Origin of the sequence: Virgibacillus sp. W0430 (assembly GCF_051846935.1) — a bacterium.
Classification (GTDB): Bacteria; Bacillota; Bacilli; order Bacillales; family Amphibacillaceae; genus JBPYCR01.
This window is the reverse complement of sequence record NZ_JBPYCS010000017.1, coordinates 15442-34434: the sequence shown is the minus strand read 5'-3', so window position 1 is coordinate 34434 and position 18993 is coordinate 15442. Positions and strand designations below refer to the sequence as shown.

At 37.0% G+C, this 18993-nt stretch carries 15 protein-coding genes; 8 read left to right on the top strand and 7 right to left on the bottom strand.

Annotated elements, in window-relative coordinates; genetic code table 11:
- Positions 1-112: 112 nt before the first annotated feature.
- The gene (locus ACLIBH_RS09915) at positions 113-1906 is read right to left on the bottom strand and encodes a cation:proton antiporter (protein WP_439316552.1); all 1794 of its coding nucleotides are present in this window, start codon (positions 1904-1906) and stop codon (positions 113-115) included.
- Positions 1907-2303: 397 nt separating this feature from the next.
- Between ACLIBH_RS09915 and ACLIBH_RS09910 the strand changes: the two genes are divergently transcribed.
- The 3 genes from ACLIBH_RS09910 (at position 2304) to ACLIBH_RS09900 (ending at position 6447) form a co-directional block, all read left to right on the top strand.
- Positions 2304-4133, top strand: coding sequence for a MotA/TolQ/ExbB proton channel family protein (locus tag ACLIBH_RS09910; RefSeq protein ID WP_439316551.1), 1830 nt, complete (start codon positions 2304-2306; stop codon positions 4131-4133).
- Entirely contained in the window at positions 4123-4815 is a 693-nt protein-coding gene (locus tag ACLIBH_RS09905; RefSeq protein WP_439316550.1) for an OmpA family protein, read from the top strand. Before ACLIBH_RS09910 ends, ACLIBH_RS09905 begins: the two co-directional genes overlap by 11 nt.
- Positions 4816-5538: 723 nt before the next feature.
- Complete coding sequence (locus ACLIBH_RS09900; RefSeq protein WP_439316549.1) at positions 5539-6447, top strand: EamA family transporter; 909 nt, start codon at positions 5539-5541, stop codon at positions 6445-6447.
- Positions 6448-6505: 58 nt separating this feature from the next.
- Here ACLIBH_RS09900 and ACLIBH_RS09895 read toward each other — a convergent pair whose 3' ends face one another.
- The 3 genes from ACLIBH_RS09895 to ACLIBH_RS09885 all read right to left on the bottom strand — a co-directional run bounded on the left by ACLIBH_RS09895 (position 6506) and on the right by ACLIBH_RS09885 (position 10169).
- Entirely contained in the window at positions 6506-6910 is a 405-nt protein-coding gene (locus ACLIBH_RS09895; protein ID WP_439316547.1) for a TIGR02328 family protein, read from the bottom strand.
- Positions 6911-6938: 28 nt separating this feature from the next.
- Complete coding sequence (locus tag ACLIBH_RS09890; protein ID WP_439316546.1) at positions 6939-8858, bottom strand: vWA domain-containing protein; 1920 nt, start codon at positions 8856-8858, stop codon at positions 6939-6941.
- 429 nt (positions 8859-9287) lie between these two features.
- On the bottom strand, positions 9288-10169 hold the full coding sequence (locus ACLIBH_RS09885; protein ID WP_439316545.1) for an ATP-binding protein: 882 nt from the start codon (positions 10167-10169) through the stop codon (positions 9288-9290).
- A 1091-nt stretch (positions 10170-11260) separates the two neighbouring features.
- On the opposite strand from ACLIBH_RS09885, the gene ACLIBH_RS09880 reads away from it, so the two are divergent.
- From ACLIBH_RS09880 to ACLIBH_RS09865, 4 genes are all read left to right on the top strand, one after another.
- Complete coding sequence (locus ACLIBH_RS09880; RefSeq protein WP_439316544.1) at positions 11261-11494, top strand: AMP-binding protein; 234 nt, start codon at positions 11261-11263, stop codon at positions 11492-11494.
- Positions 11487-11948, top strand: a complete 462-nt coding sequence (locus ACLIBH_RS09875; protein WP_439316543.1) for an acyl-CoA thioesterase — start codon at positions 11487-11489, stop codon at positions 11946-11948. Before ACLIBH_RS09880 ends, ACLIBH_RS09875 begins: the two co-directional genes overlap by 8 nt.
- Before the next feature lie 85 nt (positions 11949-12033).
- Positions 12034-13200 carry a TraB/GumN family protein gene (locus ACLIBH_RS09870; protein WP_439316542.1) on the top strand — a complete coding sequence of 389 codons (1167 nt, stop codon included), beginning with the start codon at positions 12034-12036 and terminating at the stop codon, positions 13198-13200.
- A 104-nt stretch (positions 13201-13304) separates the two neighbouring features.
- Complete coding sequence (locus tag ACLIBH_RS09865; RefSeq protein WP_439316541.1) at positions 13305-14159, top strand: YitT family protein; 855 nt, start codon at positions 13305-13307, stop codon at positions 14157-14159.
- 99 nt (positions 14160-14258) lie between these two features.
- Here ACLIBH_RS09865 and ACLIBH_RS09860 read toward each other — a convergent pair whose 3' ends face one another.
- The 3 genes from ACLIBH_RS09860 to ACLIBH_RS09850 form a co-directional block, all read right to left on the bottom strand.
- Positions 14259-15050: a cytochrome c oxidase assembly protein gene (locus tag ACLIBH_RS09860; protein ID WP_439316540.1), complete on the bottom strand. Its 792-nt coding sequence runs from the start codon at positions 15048-15050 to the stop codon at positions 14259-14261.
- 111 nt (positions 15051-15161) lie between these two features.
- Complete coding sequence (locus ACLIBH_RS09855) at positions 15162-16835, bottom strand: ABC1 kinase family protein (protein ID WP_439316539.1); 1674 nt, start codon at positions 16833-16835, stop codon at positions 15162-15164.
- A gap of 371 nt (positions 16836-17206) precedes the next feature.
- The gene (locus ACLIBH_RS09850) at positions 17207-17662 is read right to left on the bottom strand and encodes an Hsp20/alpha crystallin family protein (protein ID WP_439316538.1); all 456 of its coding nucleotides are present in this window, start codon (positions 17660-17662) and stop codon (positions 17207-17209) included.
- Positions 17663-17968: 306 nt separating this feature from the next.
- Between ACLIBH_RS09850 and ACLIBH_RS09845 the strand changes: the two genes are divergently transcribed.
- Positions 17969-18877 (top strand): cation diffusion facilitator family transporter, encoded by a 909-nt coding sequence (locus tag ACLIBH_RS09845; protein ID WP_439316537.1) that lies wholly within the window; start codon positions 17969-17971, stop codon positions 18875-18877.
- Positions 18878-18993 lie beyond the last annotated feature (116 nt).

The following is an 18993-nucleotide window of genomic DNA, read 5'->3' as shown; positions in this document are numbered from 1 at the left end:
ACTTAAGTTATAGCCACCAAAAGAAGGAGAAGCGCATGAAGCCGAGTATGGCAGCATTCGCTTCGTCTTCATTTGCAAAAACTAAATCATCATGTACGTATTAATCGGTGTTTTATGCTCGTTCCTGTAACACGATAAGGATATCTCCTTCATTTAAAATCATTTTTTTACGTAATGTAACAAATGCAATGCTTCCATTTTTCTTCCTAATAAAGAGTGGTGTTATGCTATTAGGAATTGTATCCTTTAAAACGGTATCTTTTTCGTTAATCTCAACTTGGTTTAACGTATATGTTGTGTTAATTTTTCGGTTTAATTCTGTAAATACAGCTTGTTCATCGAATAATAGAGAAGCTCGTTTTGATATAGGCAGCTCGGACTGATCGGTATGATAATGTTTTGGTGCTGGTAACGAAAACGTATGATTATAGCCGAATTCTGGTGCAAACGATTGGGCAACGAGCGCATTATAAGATGCGTCGCCTGTCATCGCAAGAATCGTATCATACGGTGTAAGATCGGTTTCAAATTGTGCGTGCTCAGCTAAAATTTCCCCATGATATGTTTCTATATTTTTACTTCGAGCAAAGTGTAAACGTCCTTCCGAAGAGTCAGCGATTAGAACAGGATTTCCCATTTTGTTTAGTTGCTCTGCCAACGCTACAGAGAAACTACTTGCACCAACAATAAGAACCCCGGGTGATTCCTGATTTGCTAAACCGAGCTTTTTCGCAAGTGGTCCAAGCGAAAAGCCGTGCGCACATACCGTAATAAATACAAGTGCAAATGTTAATGCGATCAATATCGAGGCTCCTTCATAGCCATCGTTCATGAGTGTAGTAGCAAAATATCCTGCAACTGTAAGCGCGACAATTCCTCTTGGTGCTATCCATCCAATTAATGTTTTTTCTGCACTCGTTAATTCGGTCCCGATGGTAGGGAGCCAAATCGATAACGGACGAACAATAAATAACATTGCTACTACAAATCCAATAATAGGTAAGGTAAACATTTGCAAAATTGTTTCTTTAGGCAAGGAAGCCGTTAATAAAATAAATACAGTGGATGTTAGTAATACAGAAACGTTTTCCACAAAATGACTAACATTTCCTATGGACGAAACATATTTTTTTGTTCTACCTAACGTTAATCCCATTACAGTGACGGCGAGCATGCCTGTTTCATGCATAATAACTTCTGCCAATGTAAAACAGATCAGGACAAAAGCAAGTATAATCGGTGATTTTAAGTATTCGGGAAATAGACCTTTTCCAGCCATTATGCTTATAATTAAGCCGATCACATAACCTAAGATGACGGCTAACAATGCACCACCAAAAAAGTTGAACAAATAATCCATTTCGAGATGCTCGTTTGTAAATACTTTAATTACTTCATACGCAAAAAGAGCAAGCAAAGGGCCAGCTGGATCAACGATAATGCCTTCCCATTTCAAAACAGCTGCCGTTCTTGGCTTTAACTTGGCGTTTCTTAATAGTGGGATAATAACTGTCGGTCCAGTAACGACGAAAAGCCCACCAATAATAAACGAAACTTCTAAGCTTAGGCCTGCAATAAAGTGAGCAGCGAGTGAACCGAGAATCCACGCTAAAAAAGCACCACCGGTTACAATACGAAAAACCGATTTTGAAATCCCTTTAATTTCTCGGATATCAAGACTTGAACTACCTTCAAATAAAATAACTGCAACTGCAAGCGATATGAGCGGGCTATACAAATCTCCAAGTGTCTCCTGTGGGTTAATAAGGCCTAAGACAGGTCCAATTAATAATCCAGCAATAGACATAATTACAATTGAAGGCCATTGGATGCGCCACGCAAGCCACTGAGAAAAAATACCGAGACCTAAAATAACAACAATACTAACGAGAGCAAATTCTTCCATAATTCCACCTTCTTATGCGGGATAATTTTGAATAAATGTGTGTAGTAGTACTGTTTTTAAAATTTTATTGCACAGCTCATTGGAACGAAGCTAAGGAAACATAAACAAGTCGTACCACGTATTATATACATGTATGTAGTTTACCAAACTAATAAATAAAATACCTGTAATTAAGCTGGATTTCCTGCATGATAAATTACTGGTTTAAGGGGAGTGAATGACCTTACTAGTCTCTCGGTTTACAAATATGTAATTAAATATAGAAGACGTGTATTAGAAAATATAATTGCTCTTAACAATAACACATGATTTGTTCACCTCCTGAATACGTATGTATAAGGTATGTACTTGCGTTGTCTGAAAAAAATTAGAATGCATCTTCATTAGGAGGACAATCATGGTTGAGGCTGTTTTAGGAATATTTATTAACAGAGAAAAAGTAGAATTAATTTTAGCGAATCCAATAATTGAATTCATTTTCATTATTTTGTTATTTACTTTTATTGCTACGTTTCTTATTCATATTGCATTGTTTAATAAATTGAAAAACATAAGAAATTATGTAAGAGAAACAAATCAGATGGACATGGAGCCGTTAAATAGATTTGAGAAGCAGTTTAATGATAGACAGCAAACCGAAGCTGTAAAGCCAGAAACGTTTGTTCAGGAACAATTTTCTAGCTGGCGTTTGTTTAATATTCCGGTTGTTAGCCTTATTAAGACAATACAAATGACTGTATCTATGTTTATTTTAATCGGAGTACTGGGGACGTTTATCGGCTTAACGATCTCTTTAAGCAGTATTAATACAGAAGGAGATCAATTGGTAGAAAACGTTTCAGCCGTACTGGCAGGGATTGATGTTGCGTTTTATACAAGTATTGCTGGAATGGGACTTTCACTTATTATGACCGTTTGTCTTAAAATATTTAATACAGAATACTTACTCACAGATATTATGTTGAAAGCGGAATCGATTTTGGAAGGGCATGAAGAAGGAAGCATGCATCGTCTTATTGACGTTTCAGAAACGATTAATGAATCAATTTTAAGATTGCAAAAAACGAATGAGCAATCATTGCAAGCGATAGTGAATGCTTTTTCCGGATTCCAAGACTATACATCTAGTCTGCAACAGTCAGCAAAAGACCTTGCAGCCTTTAATGATGGACTTACAGATAATTTACAGCAATTTCAAAATCTGTTTCACAATATGAAACAAATAACAGATGGCTTTAGCGATGCGACTACAAAATTGAATACAAACTTCGATACGTTATTTGCTTATTTCAAAAAAGCCGATGGAAGAAATGAGCGGCTTTCGCAAACAGTGGAAGGAATGTATGAACGGATAAAGGAGGCTTCAAAAGCTCAGAAAAGTATATTCGAGCATTTTCAAGCTTCGGTAGATGAGCTGAAGCAATATATTCATTCTATTGTGGAAGAGCAGACGGATCTCCAAGCTTCTTTTAAGTCAATAATCAAACAGAATAGTCGCTTAGTTGACACTATGGGACAGCACAACAAGGAATTTAAAAACGTTTTTGGAAATAATGTAAGCGCACAGTTAGCCGGTATTGTTTCGACTTTAAGTAAACTGTCCAATGACTTTGATATGCTGGAAAATGCTATTGGAAGTTTACCGGAGGCTTTGGAGACGATTAGTCACACGCAAGTAGAATACAAGCATTTATTAATAGATCGTTTTGAGGAGCTGAAGCAGTTTAACCGAACATTCAACAATCATTTAAAATCACATGCCGACGATTCAATTCGCTTTGATAAGCAGGTTCAAGAAGCAAGTCGAACGTATGAACAGATAGGCTTAAAAAATAATGAGTTGCTTCATGAAATAAATACAGTTATTTCGAAAACAGCTCATATTTCAAATGAACAGGAAAGGCAAATCGAATTAAAGATAGCCCATTTGACAGATGCACTTACGAAGCATGTTGCAATCCTAGGTTCAACGCTTGAGGATAAACTGGACAGGGTCGTAAGGAACATGCATGAAACAGCAGAAAAAACGAGCGATGGGCTTAACAGGGATTTCAGGGAGTTAAGCCGTATTACGGGGGATATACAAAAAGAAAATTTTCGTTTCATACAGCAAATTTTACAGGAGCTTAGTCGGGAGATTCAACAGTTAAACAGGCAATTATCGGTTACAGGCCAACACGTCGCACAGCGAAATCAAACTGCTAGGTTGAGTCAAAATGAATTCTAAATATCGTAGGCTTTTTAAAAACGAACAAGAGGAAGGACAGTTCTGGCCATCTTTTACCGACTTGTTAACAGTTATTTTATTATGTTTTATTTTAATTTTTATTGCGATGATGATTATAAAATCGTTGCAAATAGAAGAAATGAAACGAACGATTGATCAAATTATGGGTGTTCGTGAACAGCTTGTTAGTGATTTGAAAAATGAATTCAGTACTTCTGACCTGGCGATTGAAGTGGATGAAAAAACAGGTGCAATCATTTTTAATACGGAAATATTATTCGAATACGACGAAGCTAAATTAAAGCCAACTTCATTTCAATTTCTAGACGAATTTGTCCCGAAATACTTAGACACATTGTTTGCAAGTGGTTATGAAGATTATATTGCCGAAATTATTATTGAAGGACACACAGATCGTGACGGAACGTATTTGTACAATTTGGAGCTTGCTCAAGAGCGGGCGTACAGTGTTGCTTCCTATATATTAAGCGATGCATTTCCTTATAAGCACATTCAGAACAACTTAGAAGAAAAGCTGACCGTTAATAGTAAATCTTTTTCGGATTACCGAACGAATGATCATGGGGAATATAGTGCGGAAAAATCCCGGCGTGTAGAATTTAAGTTTCGCTTGAAGGATGAAGAGATACTCGATAAAACGAGAGAAATCTTAGGGAGATGATTATTAAAAACATTCTACGGAATCGATTTTATGGGATAATAAGAGTACAGAAAAAACCTATAATTTTCCCGAAGATCACTTTAATCAATTTCTTAAATAAATACGGTCAGATGAGATGAGAGAGACGCTCTTTTTGATAATTGTTCAAGATCATACGAAAGAGGCTGCTGCTCAAGCTCAGAAGTTGAAAGCTTTTCAGATGAAGACACAGATGTGGCATTAATTAGAGCGGGTGACCAACGTGTTAGTAATAGAAGTAATCGCTACCCTGAGCATTGGTGATTACTTTTTTGTAAATTAAAGTAAAAAGGAAAACAATGAGAGTCGAAATCACGTTCTATAAAATGACGAGTATATCAAATGTAAATTTGATTAGAATCTAGCTTTCATCAGTAGTGTAAGTGTTATCCTAAATTGAAAAGGGATCTTTATTCACAAATCAGTATAGCTGGTCTGGATGTGAAGATAAGTGCTGGAAAAGCTAAAAGTTGAAAAATGTATATGTAGGTTACTTTCCTTCAAAATCAATTTGTATGCTCATAGACACCATAACTTTTACTGTACGAGGTGAAGTAAGGCTTTAAAAAACATATTCTAAATTTTTAACTTCTGTATTAATAAAAGCTATTATGAAATTGCTTCACGTGGTAAAATAAAAAAGGTTTATGGACGGCATATGCGTTCATACGAACCACAGACTAACTAGTTGGAGGATTATCGTACATGTGGTTTATTTTTTCAATTTTTACGGCGATTGCATGGGGAGCAGCAAACCTGTTTTATAAAAAAGGGTCAGACAGCAAGGATAAGCTGAGTCATTTGAAGATTGTTGTTATGGTCGGTCTTGTTATGGGGATTCACGCAGTATTTTATATGATTATTAAAGATATTTCATTTGATCCATTCGATATGGTTCGTTATTTCCCAGTTTCATTTATGTACATTTTGTCGATGACTATTGGATATATTGGATTGCGATACATTGAATTATCGATTGCAGCTCCGGTGCAAAACTCTTCCGGAGCAGTAAGTGCTGTGCTTCTATTTATATTTTTCCCCCGCGAAATGAGTAGCATTGCAATTGCAGGGATTCTTATTGTAACAGCTGGTGTTATCGGACTTGCCTTTTTGGAAAAGCAAGCGGAAACAGAAGCGTTGCAAACGAATAACAAAATAATTGATAAGAAGTATCAGATTGGTGTATTAGCAATTATTTTTCCGATATTATATAGTTTAATTGACGGTCTCGGTACGTTTGCTGATGGCATTTATCTCGATGAGTTAAAGCTCATTAGCGAAGATGCTGCGCTGCTCGCATATGAGTTCACATTTTTTATTTGTGCTGCTATATGTTACTTCTATATAAAGGTTATTAAAAAAGAGCCTTTTAAACTATTTAAACAAAGAGATCGAGGAATAGCTGCCATTCTAGAAACGATTGGACAGTTCTTTTATGTCTTTGCTATGGCCGGAAATGCGATTATTGCCGCTCCACTTATTGCCTCTTATTGTATCTTTTCGGTTATTTTATCACGAATCTTTTTGAAAGAAATTATGTCTAAAAAGCAGTACGTGATGATTGCTGTTGTCGTGGTTGGTATTATTTTACTTGGCATAACGGATGGTTTATAAAGCTCTATTATTCACATCACAGAAAAGGATGTCCGTTAACTGCGAAAATAGGGAATGGCTATTGTGATTCGCAAGTATCATATAAGTCAATTCCCTTTTCTAATAAATTAACTAAGCAAGCTTGCAAGTATGCTTCGTCATGCTCATTATAAAAAAGCGTTTGTCGCGTTTGTTCTTTCTCAATACATCCATAAAACTGTGCAGAAGAAAAGGAGGCACACTTTTTGCCCCGATAAAATTTGTTTTTCCATAGAGGATCAACGCGATAGTTCCGTCGTTCCATTTCTTTCATAATTCGTTCGTGATATTGAAAAAGATAAATTGGTGGATAGGTAAAAACATAGTTAACAACGGAATGTTTTTTCCCCCACCCATTTCCTCTTAATGCGCAACACTCTCGGTGCTGGCCGAGCAATTGCTGACGAGGAAGATGGGGAATAAGCTTTTCATGCCAGAGACGCATAATTAAATTATCCTTTCTGTACAATACGTTACATCGTTTGAAGTAATAATTTCTTTAGTAGTGGAGCAAGTCGGTCGGTAAGCTCTGAAATATTTGGGACCATTACCCGTTCTTTTCCATAAATGTTTTGCATGAGTCGATCTTCCTTTTCGCTTATATCTCCATTAGCTAAATAAATACCGATAACATGGATGCCTTTTTTACGCGCTTCGGAAACAGCAACAGTCGTATCTATTACACCATTTTGATCATACCCGGTCGCGGCTGGTTCACCGTCAGAAAATACGAGTAAAAATTTATTTTTTTCATTTCTGCCCCACAATTGTCTTGTGGCAATTCGAATACTAAAGCCGTCTCGGTTATCTTCCTCTGGTTCGAGCTGCATTATTTTAGCTCCGTCTCGCTTATAAAAGGAGTCCTCAAGATTGCGGATAATGTGAAAGTAGTTCGGCTGATAGCTCTCAGTAGCTTCCATTGCATCTTCCCAAAAGCCAGCAATAGAATGAGGCACCTTAAGCTTGTTTAAAACCTCGTGAAATAGGATGAGGCTTTTTTTTGTTTGTTCCATTTTATCATGCATCGAAGCGGAGCAATCAACAAGTAGAGTGAAAGCGGCATTCATATCTTTGGACTGTGCAGTTTTTTTATAAAACACTCGTGGATTGTCGTAAACGATTAAAGGGAGCATTTGCTTTGATAACCGACCGAAAATTAAATGCTGACGTTGTTCATTTCTTTTATGTTCGATCGTTTTTTCAATAGTTACCTCTAGTCTGCGCTTATATGGTTCAATTATTTGTAGGGCATCCTCGTACGCTTTTATATTGTATTGTGTCGGAGCATGAGCGTATTTATAAAGCGCAACCGCATGCTTATTATCCGTATTTTCGTTTGCTTCCTTTTGATCGTTTCCTTTTTGTTCTTCTGTTTTGTCCAGTCCCTCTAATTGCGAATAGTCATTTTTTTCACTCGTACCGGAGGCTCCTTGAATGGTGCCTAATGCTTCATCTGCATCTTCTGTTTCACGAGCTTCGCCACCTAACAAGGTTGTCCTTGTTCCTACTTCCAATTCAAATTGTAGAAAAGTTTGCTTTCTGTCGCTGTTTTCATTTTCGCGGTGCCACGTGGAGAAGCGTTCATCAATATAATCATTATCTTTGTCGTTTACCGTTTCCTCGTCGTCATTAGCTAGCGAATCTGTTCTCGTTAGCGCATCAAACATTGTGCGACTGTTCAGTTTCTCTAAGTGTTGAATAGGTAATGGGAAGTAACTGTTTACCATGTCTTTCTCAATCGTGTCGAGACGTAGTAGAATGTCTTTCGTTATCTTTATTATATCTTTCGTGTTTTTAGCTGCGTATACATTATGAATAATCGGTTTAATATTCTCTAATCGATCAAGCTGTTCTTTCGTTGCATTCGTAAATGCCGGATCTGGTTGCTCTGCGCGCAATGTTAAATAAACAATACAGTAGAATGCATCAATTTCAAATCCTCGCGTTACGTTGGCAGTTAATTGAGTATAAAAATAATGCCGCAAATAGTCTGTCCGAATAGAAAAATCGTATTTTGTTCCAGGTCTTTCTCTAATAATCATTTCTTCTAACCGTATATCTTCAAGCAAAGCGACGAGCTGTGTAGCAAACTTTTTTAGCTTCAAAGCATCGATGTCCTGCTTAAACCTTTGTAGCTCACGTACGTTCGTATAGTAAAGTGTTCCAAGCATACGTAAAAACAAATCTGATTTATAACCAGAAAGTTTCATTTCATCATTTTCTGTATCCCAAAGTCTGCTGCCGGTTATTTTTTTTTCGATCACATCGATATAGGAGCTATAGCTATAATCAAAGATAAACTCTGCATCACCACTTAGAACAGTTGCCAAATCTTGCAGTTGTAAAAAAAGACCGCTATCAATTGTTAAATCTAGCCATTGATTCGGCTTCATCGGTATCCTCCTCGAATAGTATGCTTTTCGCCTATTGTTCCTTCCTGTGTTCTATTTGAACTAGTGTATATTTCGTGAGAATTACACTGTGTTACACCCGTTGATTTGCACTACAGGCGGACACTTTTCCCAGGCATGGCTTGAGTCTCCTCGGAAGGAAACCATCTCCGTCGGGGTCTCACCCCCTGCTTTGACACGGATTAGAAGATTAGTGCGTTTGGTGGACGCGCTACGACGCAAAAACCAAATTTACAAACCCGAAATTAGCGTAAATATATGAGACATAATTAGCTTCTAAATCTCAACTCCGCTATTAGGAAAATTAAATAATTTACTAGGATTAATTTAGTGTTGTCTTTTTTAAGCAAATTAAAGCTTGATAACAAAAAAATTAATAATTTTCAACTTGACACATTACCGCAGTTCTTTCTAAAACAGTGTATCTGCTATATTTAAAATCAAGTCTTTTTCTCGTTGTTCGTCCAGTTTGTCCACTATTGATCGTAGGATTGCTCGTTTAGGTGGTATATAAATGCTAAGATCACAGGCGTCAAGAAGGGCTCGAATCGAAGCGGCATCCTCAGAAAGTTTACCTTGTTTGACAGCTTGGATAAGATCAGCGGACAGCTGTACAAACGAATTGATCGCTTTTTCTTCCGAAAGATCTGTATTTGCTCGAATTAATTGTCGCAATTGACCCCCTTGAATATAAGGTACGTCGATTACGATAAAGCGGTTTTTTAATGCTTCATTTAAAGGCACTGTTCCGATATACCCTTCATTAATTGCTGCGATAATGTTGAAGCCAGGTGATGCGGTAATGACTTCATTCGTAAAAGGATTTGTTACTGTTCGTCTATAATCAAGCACACCGTTAATGAGTGGTAATGTTTCTGGCTTTGCCATGTTGATTTCATCTATATAAAGAAAGGAGCCTTCCTTCATTGCGTTTGTAACTGGACCAGGTATAAAATCAATAACTTGTTTATTTTCTTTATACGTTAATGTTTTAAAACCGATTAAACTTTCAGCATCTAAATCAACGGAACAGTTAATACTATGCATTTTTTGGTTGAATAAAGCGGTAAGCGTTTCTGCCAGCTTTGTTTTACCTGAACCAGTGGGCCCTTTTAGCAACACGTTTTTTCCCATTCCTAAAGCGGTAACCGCATCAATAAATAATTCCATTGAAGGAGTTACGTATCCGTTCTTTCCCTGTTTTCCTGTATTGTAGTCTACAAGGTTGGAGTTACGTCGTTTGTCGATCAACAGTTTTTGAATCGATTGTGGCAGTTCATACGTTGTGTTCATAAATACTCTCCTCGTATATTATGTTCAGGCATTATTTTTCCGCCTGTTATATTACGAATTCGTCTGTTTTGCTTTCTCATTATAACGTTTATACGTGTGTTCGACCTGTTGCTTTACATGATAGTCTTTCCAGATTATTGTAAAGGGTAACGAAATAGAAGGCAAAGAAGAAATATAAGAAGAACGATCCTCTCCCTTGTACGTACGAGTAAAAAGTACTGTAAATACGTGTTTGCACCTTGTTGCTTGTAGGAAAACATTGGGACTATTGTATTATTTTTTTATCTAGTAAGCTTTTCTTCTATCAATTCATGGTTATTACCTATTAGCGTAAGGAATATACGAGACTCTAGAAAAAGCAGCATGTCAACTGCTGAAGCAACCGCGTATTAAAAAAGTAAAATAATAAATAATTTTAGGTCTTAATAACCTCCCATAAATACTAGATTTAAGCTTAGGAATTAGTATGAGTAAAATGTTTGTGGGGGAACACATGCACTTATCTAACTAGATAATATGTGATCAATTTTACTTCGAACGATATACACATGAATAACACCGTTGATTTTCACTGCAGGTGGATCCTTTCCGCGGGCACGGCTTCAGCCTCCTCGGAAAGCGTAGTGTATATCTACTGCGGTTGCTAGAAATCAATACTAAAATTTACGAATACAAAGAGAGGTTTTTTAACTTCTTAAAATAACACCCACAAATACTTGACTCAATCTAGGAATTAAGTGTAATTGCACGAATATTTAATTTCAGATAAACTAAACGGGTATCACTCAATACCGAATAGATGGATACTTGATCAGGAGGGCGTAACAGATGGGGGTTATTCATACAGAACAAGCGTCAAATGCAAAATATGGTTACTGAAAGACGCTCTGACTTGAAAAAACGGTATGAAGTATGACCACGTAATACAATTGCTGAACACTTTCAGTTCGTATGCACTAACAATGAAGAAAAGATATATCTTCATGTCGATAAGCGTTCCAGAACGTACGGAAAACTGTGGGAGGACGCAAACGAATACGCTCAAGCCTTAATAAATCAAGGGTAAAGCGAGTGGATCATGTCGCCCTTTAATGGAAAACATTCCGGAATATCCGGCCCTCATTATAGCCAGTTCACTTGTAGGTGTTGTAGTAGTACCACTTAATACGATGTTAAAAAAAGCTGATCTATCTTATATTATTACTCAATTGGACAGTCGCTTTATTATTTTTAATGAAACGATTAAAGGAATACCATATGGTCAATTGTTGAAGAACGACTTGCTAAAAAATACGATTGGCAGGGAGGAACGTACCGGTGAGTAAGTGGAATCGAGAAACAGTACGCGTACATTATAAGGATACAGATCAGATGGGAGTCGTTCACCATGCCAATTATGTACGCTGGTTTGAAATTGGGCGTACCGAATGGCTGCGAGCTGCAGGACTTGCTTACAGAAGAATGGAAAGCTTAGGCCTTTTATTGCCAGTTATTGATTTGCAAGTGAACTATCAACAACCAGCAAAATACGATGATGTAATTGCTGTTTTTGCAAAAGTATCTGAAGTATCAGCTGTAAGGCTACGGTTTGATTATGAAGTGAGAAAAGTTGACGAACAAAAAGAAACCGATATAGGAAGCGAGCGAACAAAAGTACCCCTTAATGGTCAGCGATTGGCAAGCGGGTCTACTTTGCATATTTGGGTGAAACCGAATTGGCGTCCTACCCGTATCAATAAAGCAGCACCAGAAATTTATCAACAGCTGAAGTATGATTAAATGGTAAAAAGTGGTGTGTCGCTTGACTATCTTTTTTTCACGTGGAATAATTAATGAACGCATGGAATAGGAAAGGAACCGTCCAATGTCAGAAGAATATATTACACGAATTACTATTGCGAATAAGGAACTAATTTTAATAGGTACAGCTCATGTTTCAAGAAGTAGTGCTACACAAGTAAGAGAAGTAATTGAAGCGGAGCGACCAGATACAGTTTGTATTGAATTAGACGAACAACGCTACAAATCGATTACAGAGGGTAGCAAGTGGAAGGACATGGATATATTTCATGTTATTAAGAATAAAAAAGCGACGTTGCTTTTAATGAATTTAGCAATTTCCTCGTTTCAAAAAAGGATTGCTAAACAATTTGGTATAAATCCAGGGCAGGAAATGATCCAAGGAATTGACTCTGCAAAAGAGATCGATGCACAGCTCGTATTAGCTGACCGAGACATCCAAACGACATTTTCTCGTATTTGGGGCAATGTAGGACTGTGGGGAAAAGCGAAACTGTTAATGCAAGTAGTTGGTAGTATTTTTATTACGGATGAAATAACGGAAGAAGAACTAGAGCATATGAAAACACAAGACATGCTTGACACAATGCTACAAGATCTTTCAAAAAGTTTTCCTGCTTTAAAAAAGCCGTTAGTCGATGAACGAGACCAATATTTAGCTGAAAAGATTAAAAACGCACCGGGGAATAAAATTGTTGCAGTCGTTGGTGCAGCACATGTTCCAGGGATAAAAAAGGAAATACATAACGACCATGATATTAAACAGTTAATGCGTAAACCACCTAAGTCTAAAGCGCCAAAAATCATTGCATGGGCGATACCTGTTCTTATTGTTGGGATTATTGCGTATACCTTTTATATGAATCCATCCCTCGGCTTACAGCAAACGCTTAGCTGGGTTTTATGGAATGGAACCCTTTCAGCGCTCGGTGCTTTGGTTGCATTTGGCCATCCGCTGGCCATCCTAACAGCTTTTGTTGTTGCGCCAATTAGCTCCTTAAGTCCACTTATCGGTGCTGGGTTTTTTGCTGGATTTGTTCAAGCGATTATGCGCAAGCCAGTCGTTAAGGATTTTGAATCGTTAGCAGACGATGTACAACATGTAAAAGGGTTTTGGGAAAATAACGTCACAAGAATATTACTAGTAGTTGTATTAGCAAGTCTCGGAAGTGCGCTCGGTACATTTATTGCAGGTGCTGATGTCGTACGGCTCTTTTTAGAATTGTTTTAGCGAACAAAAGCAGACTTAATCGTTCGAAGTGGAACTTGCGTAGTTTTTTTAATCGTTACAAGCAAAATTTCCGTTTAAAACTTTAAAAATAGCAGGTGTGGCAAATGAAAAAAGGCCAAGTAATTCGTTTTATCTATCGCTATATAATGCTTATGATTGGTGCAGCAATGGCAGCAGCCTCCATAGAACTGTTTCTTGTGCCGAATTTAATTATTGATGGAGGCGTAATCGGAGTTGCTTTATTATTAAACAACTTATCCGGGATCAATTTTGGTGTGCTTATTTTTATTATTAACTTACCATTTCTTTACACAGGCTATAAACATATTGGAAAAAGCTTTTTTATTTCCTCGTTATTTGGGATTGTTTTCCTTGCGATAATTGAAAATCTGTTGCTCACAATGTCGCCCGTTACAAATGAACCTTTGCTTGCTACTGTATTTGGTGGATTAATATTAGGTGCAGGTGTCGGACTTGTTATCCGGAATGGCGGTTCGCTCGATGGTACGGAAATTCTTGGTATATTATTATCAAAGAAGATTCCGTTTTCTGTTGGCGAATTTGTTATGTTTGTAAACATATTTGTATTTGGCTGGGCAGGATTTGTCCTAGGCTGGGAGCAAGCAATGTATTCCATTCTTACTTATTATATAGCGTCTAAAGCGATTGATGCAGTTGTTCAAGGCTTGTCCGGTGACACAAAAGCAGCAATAATTGTTTCTGATGAATATGAGGAGGTTGCCAGAGCCATAAATGACCGGCTCGGGCGTATGGTTACGAAAGTGTACGGGAAAGGCGGATATCATCACGTTGACAAGGAGATTATTTATGTTGTTATTACCCGCCTAGAGGTAGCAAAGCTCAAATCGATCGTTCATGATAAGGATGAAAAAGCGTTTATAACGATTATGGATACACAGGAAGTCCATGGTGGTAGATTTAAATCGGCAATTCATTAATAAATGTCAACCGGTTTATGGAATAACAGTTCTAAATAGATGTAGGGGTGGTGCAGAGTGATGCGCACTCCTATTTTATTTTTTTAATTTTTCGTCGGTTTATTCGTTTTTTATACCAAATCTAGCCGTTATGATCAAACTAGTCTTGTGTATGCCCATCATGCTAGCGCCGGCTAATAATTGATCAATTTTGGTGTTAAAGGGCACTGGCAAAACGTGAAGAAGGGAGGAGTCTGCAGGTAAGCAAAGGTGTGTTGTTAATTGTGTAAGAAATGGATTGTTTGCACCATCAAGCAATGCACCAATAATTAATAGTAGACAGGCAGGCGTAATAAATAGCATGCTTTTTCTTACATAACTGTCGTACGTCTTTTGCTCGTTCGATTGATTGTTTATAATGGGCCACCACATTCGTAAGGCAAGTACGAATAATAAAAATAGATACACTTTTTGTAATATGGGCTGACTGGATAGGTAAGATATATTTATTGGAATATGGTAGAGAAAGAATAAAACAGAAAATGCCGTTAAAGCGATCATTGGCCGTATAAATAAAATGCTGATCTTATTGATGAAACGCTGTCGGTAGATTATAGATGGAATTCCTAACAGGAACAGAGGAGGGATAACGAAAAATAAAATGCTCATATGTAGCATATGAAGCGAAATAGACAAATAACTTATGGCAAGAAGTGGGCTCCCGATTGCTAAATAAAGAAGGATAAGTGAAAGGTGAAACATATACGATTCACGGTTAAAGATCGCTAACCACTTTCGATTCTGTTTATGCAACAGCAGGAAATAGAAACAAGATAGTGTAATAAAAAGAAGGAGTAAGGGTAGATTCCAAGACATATGATCGGCGAGTAGTGCCTTTAGCAAATGATTCATTCCCCCTTTCAAAACATGCAATTAATTGCAATTGTATGAATGGAAAAGGGGAAGTATGCTAGAAGTTGGCTGATATAAGCTGTTTAATTTACGCCCTGCTTATTATTGTTGTTAACCAGATCTAAACACGGAGTACATTATAAATAAAAATACGAGCACTGTTGCAATTGAACCGATCTCGATAATTGGAATTTTCCATAATAATGTTGATTGATCAATAATTGAGGCACCAATTATTAAGCAACCAATTAGAATACAAAATGCTAGTAAGATAATGCTGAATGATATCCGATTACTAATCTTATCAAGTCTTCTTAAAAAGGTTTGTAAATCGTTTGAGTTAACGTCAAAACGAATTGTCCCCTTTTGGATCGTACGAGCTGCCTTTTGGATTGTATAAGGTACTTCCTTTAAAGTCTCAATATAATCAAATACTTCTTCTGTATTGTCTTTAGCGATGCTTTTCGGATTTAGTCGCTGCTTCATCAATTTGTCGCCATATGGTTTAATTGCTTGCATAAGATTAAATTCAGGGTCAAGGTCTGCAATTATAGCTTCAATAGTAAGAATAACCTTCGCAAGCACAGCAATATTCGACGGAATAGCTACGTTATGCTTAAAGGCGATTGTTAATAGTTCGCTAATTGCATTTCCAATTTTTATTTCTCGAAGCTCTAAATCATAATACGTTACTAAAAAATAATCAATATCCAGTGAGAGCTCATGTGTATTTGTTGCTTCACTCAATAGGCCCCATTTCGAAAATGTACGGATAATCCCCTTCGTATTCTGCTTTTCAATTTGGATGACGAGAGAGGCAATATGACGTTTCATCTCGTCATCTAAGTAGCCGGCCATTCCAAAATCCAAGTAGGATATGACATTGTCTGGTAGAATGTAAATGTTGCCTGCATGAGGATCCCCATGGAAAAAACCTTCGTCAAGCACTTGCTCTAACATGGAATCTGCCAACCGTTTAGCAATCGTTTTTCGATCTAAACCTTCCTTATCAAGGTCAGTTACCTTACGTACGCTTACTCCTTCAATAAATTCCATCGTTAATACTTTTTCTGTTGAATACGTTTGATATATTTTTGGAATATAAATGTCTGACTGCTTACTAAACAATTTTTTGAATTTCTTTGCATGATACGCCTCAATACGATAATCGAGTTCTTTTCGTAAAGAATGAGAGAAGTCAGTAACGATGTTTTTAATCCGATAAGCTCTCGCCCATTCCGTTTTTTCTTCCATCTTTTCAGCGAGCCGGAGTATGATTTCTAAATCTGTTTCCATTGTCTTTTTTATGTTTGGACGTTGTATTTTAATCGCGACACGTTCCCCTGTTTTTAATTTAGCAGTATGTACTTGACCGATTGAAGCGGTTGCCAAAGGTGTTTGGTTAAAATGAGGGAATACATTACTTAGCGTATCGGAAAATTCCGCCTCTAAAATATCTTTAACCTGACGAAACGGTATAGGTGGTGCGTGCTCTTGTAACTTTTCAAGCTCCTCTACAATTGGTAATGGTAGCAAATCTCTTCTAGAGCTAGCAATTTGTCCAAGCTTTATAAAGCTTGGTCCTAACTCCTGTAACGATATACGTACCATTGCACCTATATGCTGAAGTGTCATATTCTCATTTGCTTGACGTTTCGTTTTATTAATAAATTTATTTCGATCGGTTAAACCGATCCGATACAAAAAATGACTAAATCCGTTCTTAATTAAAACATTTATTATTTCTTGATATCGGTGTGTGTGCCTTAACTTCTTTAGCAACAACTATCTTTCCTCCCCAGGTCGTAATTGTTATATTTGATCGTTTATTTGTCATATGAAGACGCCATTGCTATACATAATAGCGGCCAAACGGCTCGCTCTTTTAGAAAATAATTGTCTAGAAAACGGGCTCTGTTGTAAAAATGGATGATTAGTTATACGCGTAAGCTAAATTGTTGCAACAAGAAAAACAGGTGTTGCTTAAGTACTATTTTCCACTGCCATTCTTTTTTCAAACCTTTTTGAGGTGTTCACAAGCTATTAATTCAACTCTTAGCCTGTACATGTAGTTATTGCTAGTAAATAAAAATACAAATGGTTCCGATCATAAAAAGGGGCGATTGGAACCATTTGTAATCATTCGTTTTTAGAGTTTATTCAATTTCAATTTGTTTGCTATTCACACGGTCCTTAGGAATGTATATATTTAAAACACCCTTTTTACATTCAGCAGAAATACGATCTGCATTTGCGTTGTTTGGAAGTGTGAGCGACCTATGGAAAACACCTTGTGCGCGCTCCTTAATGTGCATCGTGTTTTCCTCTATGCTTACATGATCGTCAAGTTTCTTTTCTCCTTTGATCGTTAACATATTATTCTCTATTGTTACGTTTACATCTTCTGAGCACATTCCCGGTATTTCAACTTCAATTGTATAGCGATCGAGATTCTCGATCACATTTATAGGGGGAAAGAAATCGTGTTCCTTGTTCCAAGGGGAAGTGAATGTTAATGGTTCTTCAAAAAAACGTTGAAATGCATTGTTTACTTCATTTTTCACATGATGAATTGAATCGTAATTGTTTTTGAGCTGACGTAAGGGCTTCATAATATGTGCTGCCTCCTTAATATTTTTTCCGATTTTTGAGCAAGCATCTACGTAGTCCCGTCTTAATATCGTATCGTTATCGTTCAAATTCCTCATTCTCATAATTATGATAGTAAATATAAGGTGGACGAAGAAATGCTCGCGCGTTTAATCGTCCTTATATTTTTCTTCTACCACGTACTGCGAGGAAGTAAACGCGCATAAACGATTAATTAGCACTAAAAAATAGTGGATAACTGAACAGAATAAAGGGAAAACAGTAGTTACTACGTGAATCTTAGTTGTTTAGTTTGAGGAGGATTTCAGTTGGAGCACGTACATGGACATGCAGCTAATAAAAAGGCGCTTATTATTAGCTTTATTATTACAACTGCTTATATGATTATTGAAGCGGTTGGAGGATTTTTAACGAATAGTCTCGCATTACTATCTGATGCTGGTCATATGCTAAGTGATTCCATTTCTTTAGGCGTTGGGGCTTTTGCTTTTATTATCGGTGAAAAATTGGCAAACGATCGTAAAACATATGGATATAAACGAATTGAAATACTAGCTGCACTATTTAATGGGGTAACACTTACGATCATTTCCTTTTATATTTTTTATGAAGCATACCATCGTTTCGTTGACCCGCCTGAAGTAGCTTCATTCGGCATGCTTACAATTGCGATCATTGGCTTAATTGTAAATGTAGTTGTTGCGTGGATATTAAATCAAGGTGAAACAGAGGAAAACTTGAATCTACGTGCTGCTTTTTTACATGTTTTAGGAGATTTATTCGGTTCGATTGGGGCAATTATCGCAGCAATAGTAATCATGACATTAGACTGGAGTTGGGCGGATCCATTAGCAAGTGTCTTCGTTGCTATACTTGTACTAATTAGCGGCTGGCGAGTAACGAAGGATGCTTTTCACATATTAATGGAAGGAACACCGAAGAACATTAATTTAACCGATGTCGTTAATGGTATTGAAAACGTTACAGCAGTATATAGCATTCATGATTTGCACGTATGGAGTATTACAAGTAGCCAACATGCATTATCTTGTCACGTGGTAGTGGATGGTAATTTGATGATCGCAGAAACAGAGCATATCTTACGTGCTATTGAAGAAAACCTTCAAAGCATTGGAATTACTCACGTTACGATCCAGTTGGAGGCCAAACAACATCCACATGATGATTCCTTGTTATGTAATGTTCATCGTAATTAAGATGGTTTTCCAATATATGACGTTGGTGAATAAAAACCACCTTACTTTTTGGTAGGGAAATGTGAAGGAAATTCACTACCTTCATTTTTATTTTCTAATAGAAAACAAGTGAATGT

Excerpts from the sequence above, each read along its gene's own strand:
- ACLIBH_RS09915 (WP_439316552.1), bottom strand. The coding sequence starts at position 1,906 with ATGGAAGAATTTGCTCTCGTTAGTATTGTTGTTATTTTAGGTCTCGGT.
- ACLIBH_RS09880 (WP_439316544.1), top strand. The coding sequence starts at position 11,261 with ATGGAAAACATTCCGGAATATCCGGCCCTCATTATAGCCAGTTCACTT.
- ACLIBH_RS09865 (WP_439316541.1), top strand. The coding sequence starts at position 13,305 with ATGAAAAAAGGCCAAGTAATTCGTTTTATCTATCGCTATATAATGCTT.
- ACLIBH_RS09885 (WP_439316545.1), bottom strand. The coding sequence starts at position 10,169 with ATGAACACAACGTATGAACTGCCACAATCGATTCAAAAACTGTTGATC.
- ACLIBH_RS09890 (WP_439316546.1), bottom strand. The coding sequence starts at position 8,858 with ATGAAGCCGAATCAATGGCTAGATTTAACAATTGATAGCGGTCTTTTT.
- ACLIBH_RS09850 (WP_439316538.1), bottom strand. The coding sequence starts at position 17,662 with ATGAAGCCCTTACGTCAGCTCAAAAACAATTACGATTCAATTCATCAT.
- ACLIBH_RS09910 (WP_439316551.1), top strand. The coding sequence starts at position 2,304 with ATGGTTGAGGCTGTTTTAGGAATATTTATTAACAGAGAAAAAGTAGAA.
- ACLIBH_RS09895 (WP_439316547.1), bottom strand. The coding sequence starts at position 6,910 with ATGCGTCTCTGGCATGAAAAGCTTATTCCCCATCTTCCTCGTCAGCAA.
- ACLIBH_RS09860 (WP_439316540.1), bottom strand. The coding sequence starts at position 15,050 with ATGAATCATTTGCTAAAGGCACTACTCGCCGATCATATGTCTTGGAAT.
- ACLIBH_RS09900 (WP_439316549.1), top strand. The coding sequence starts at position 5,539 with ATGTGGTTTATTTTTTCAATTTTTACGGCGATTGCATGGGGAGCAGCA.
- ACLIBH_RS09905 (WP_439316550.1), top strand. The coding sequence starts at position 4,123 with ATGAATTCTAAATATCGTAGGCTTTTTAAAAACGAACAAGAGGAAGGA.
- ACLIBH_RS09870 (WP_439316542.1), top strand. The coding sequence starts at position 12,034 with ATGTCAGAAGAATATATTACACGAATTACTATTGCGAATAAGGAACTA.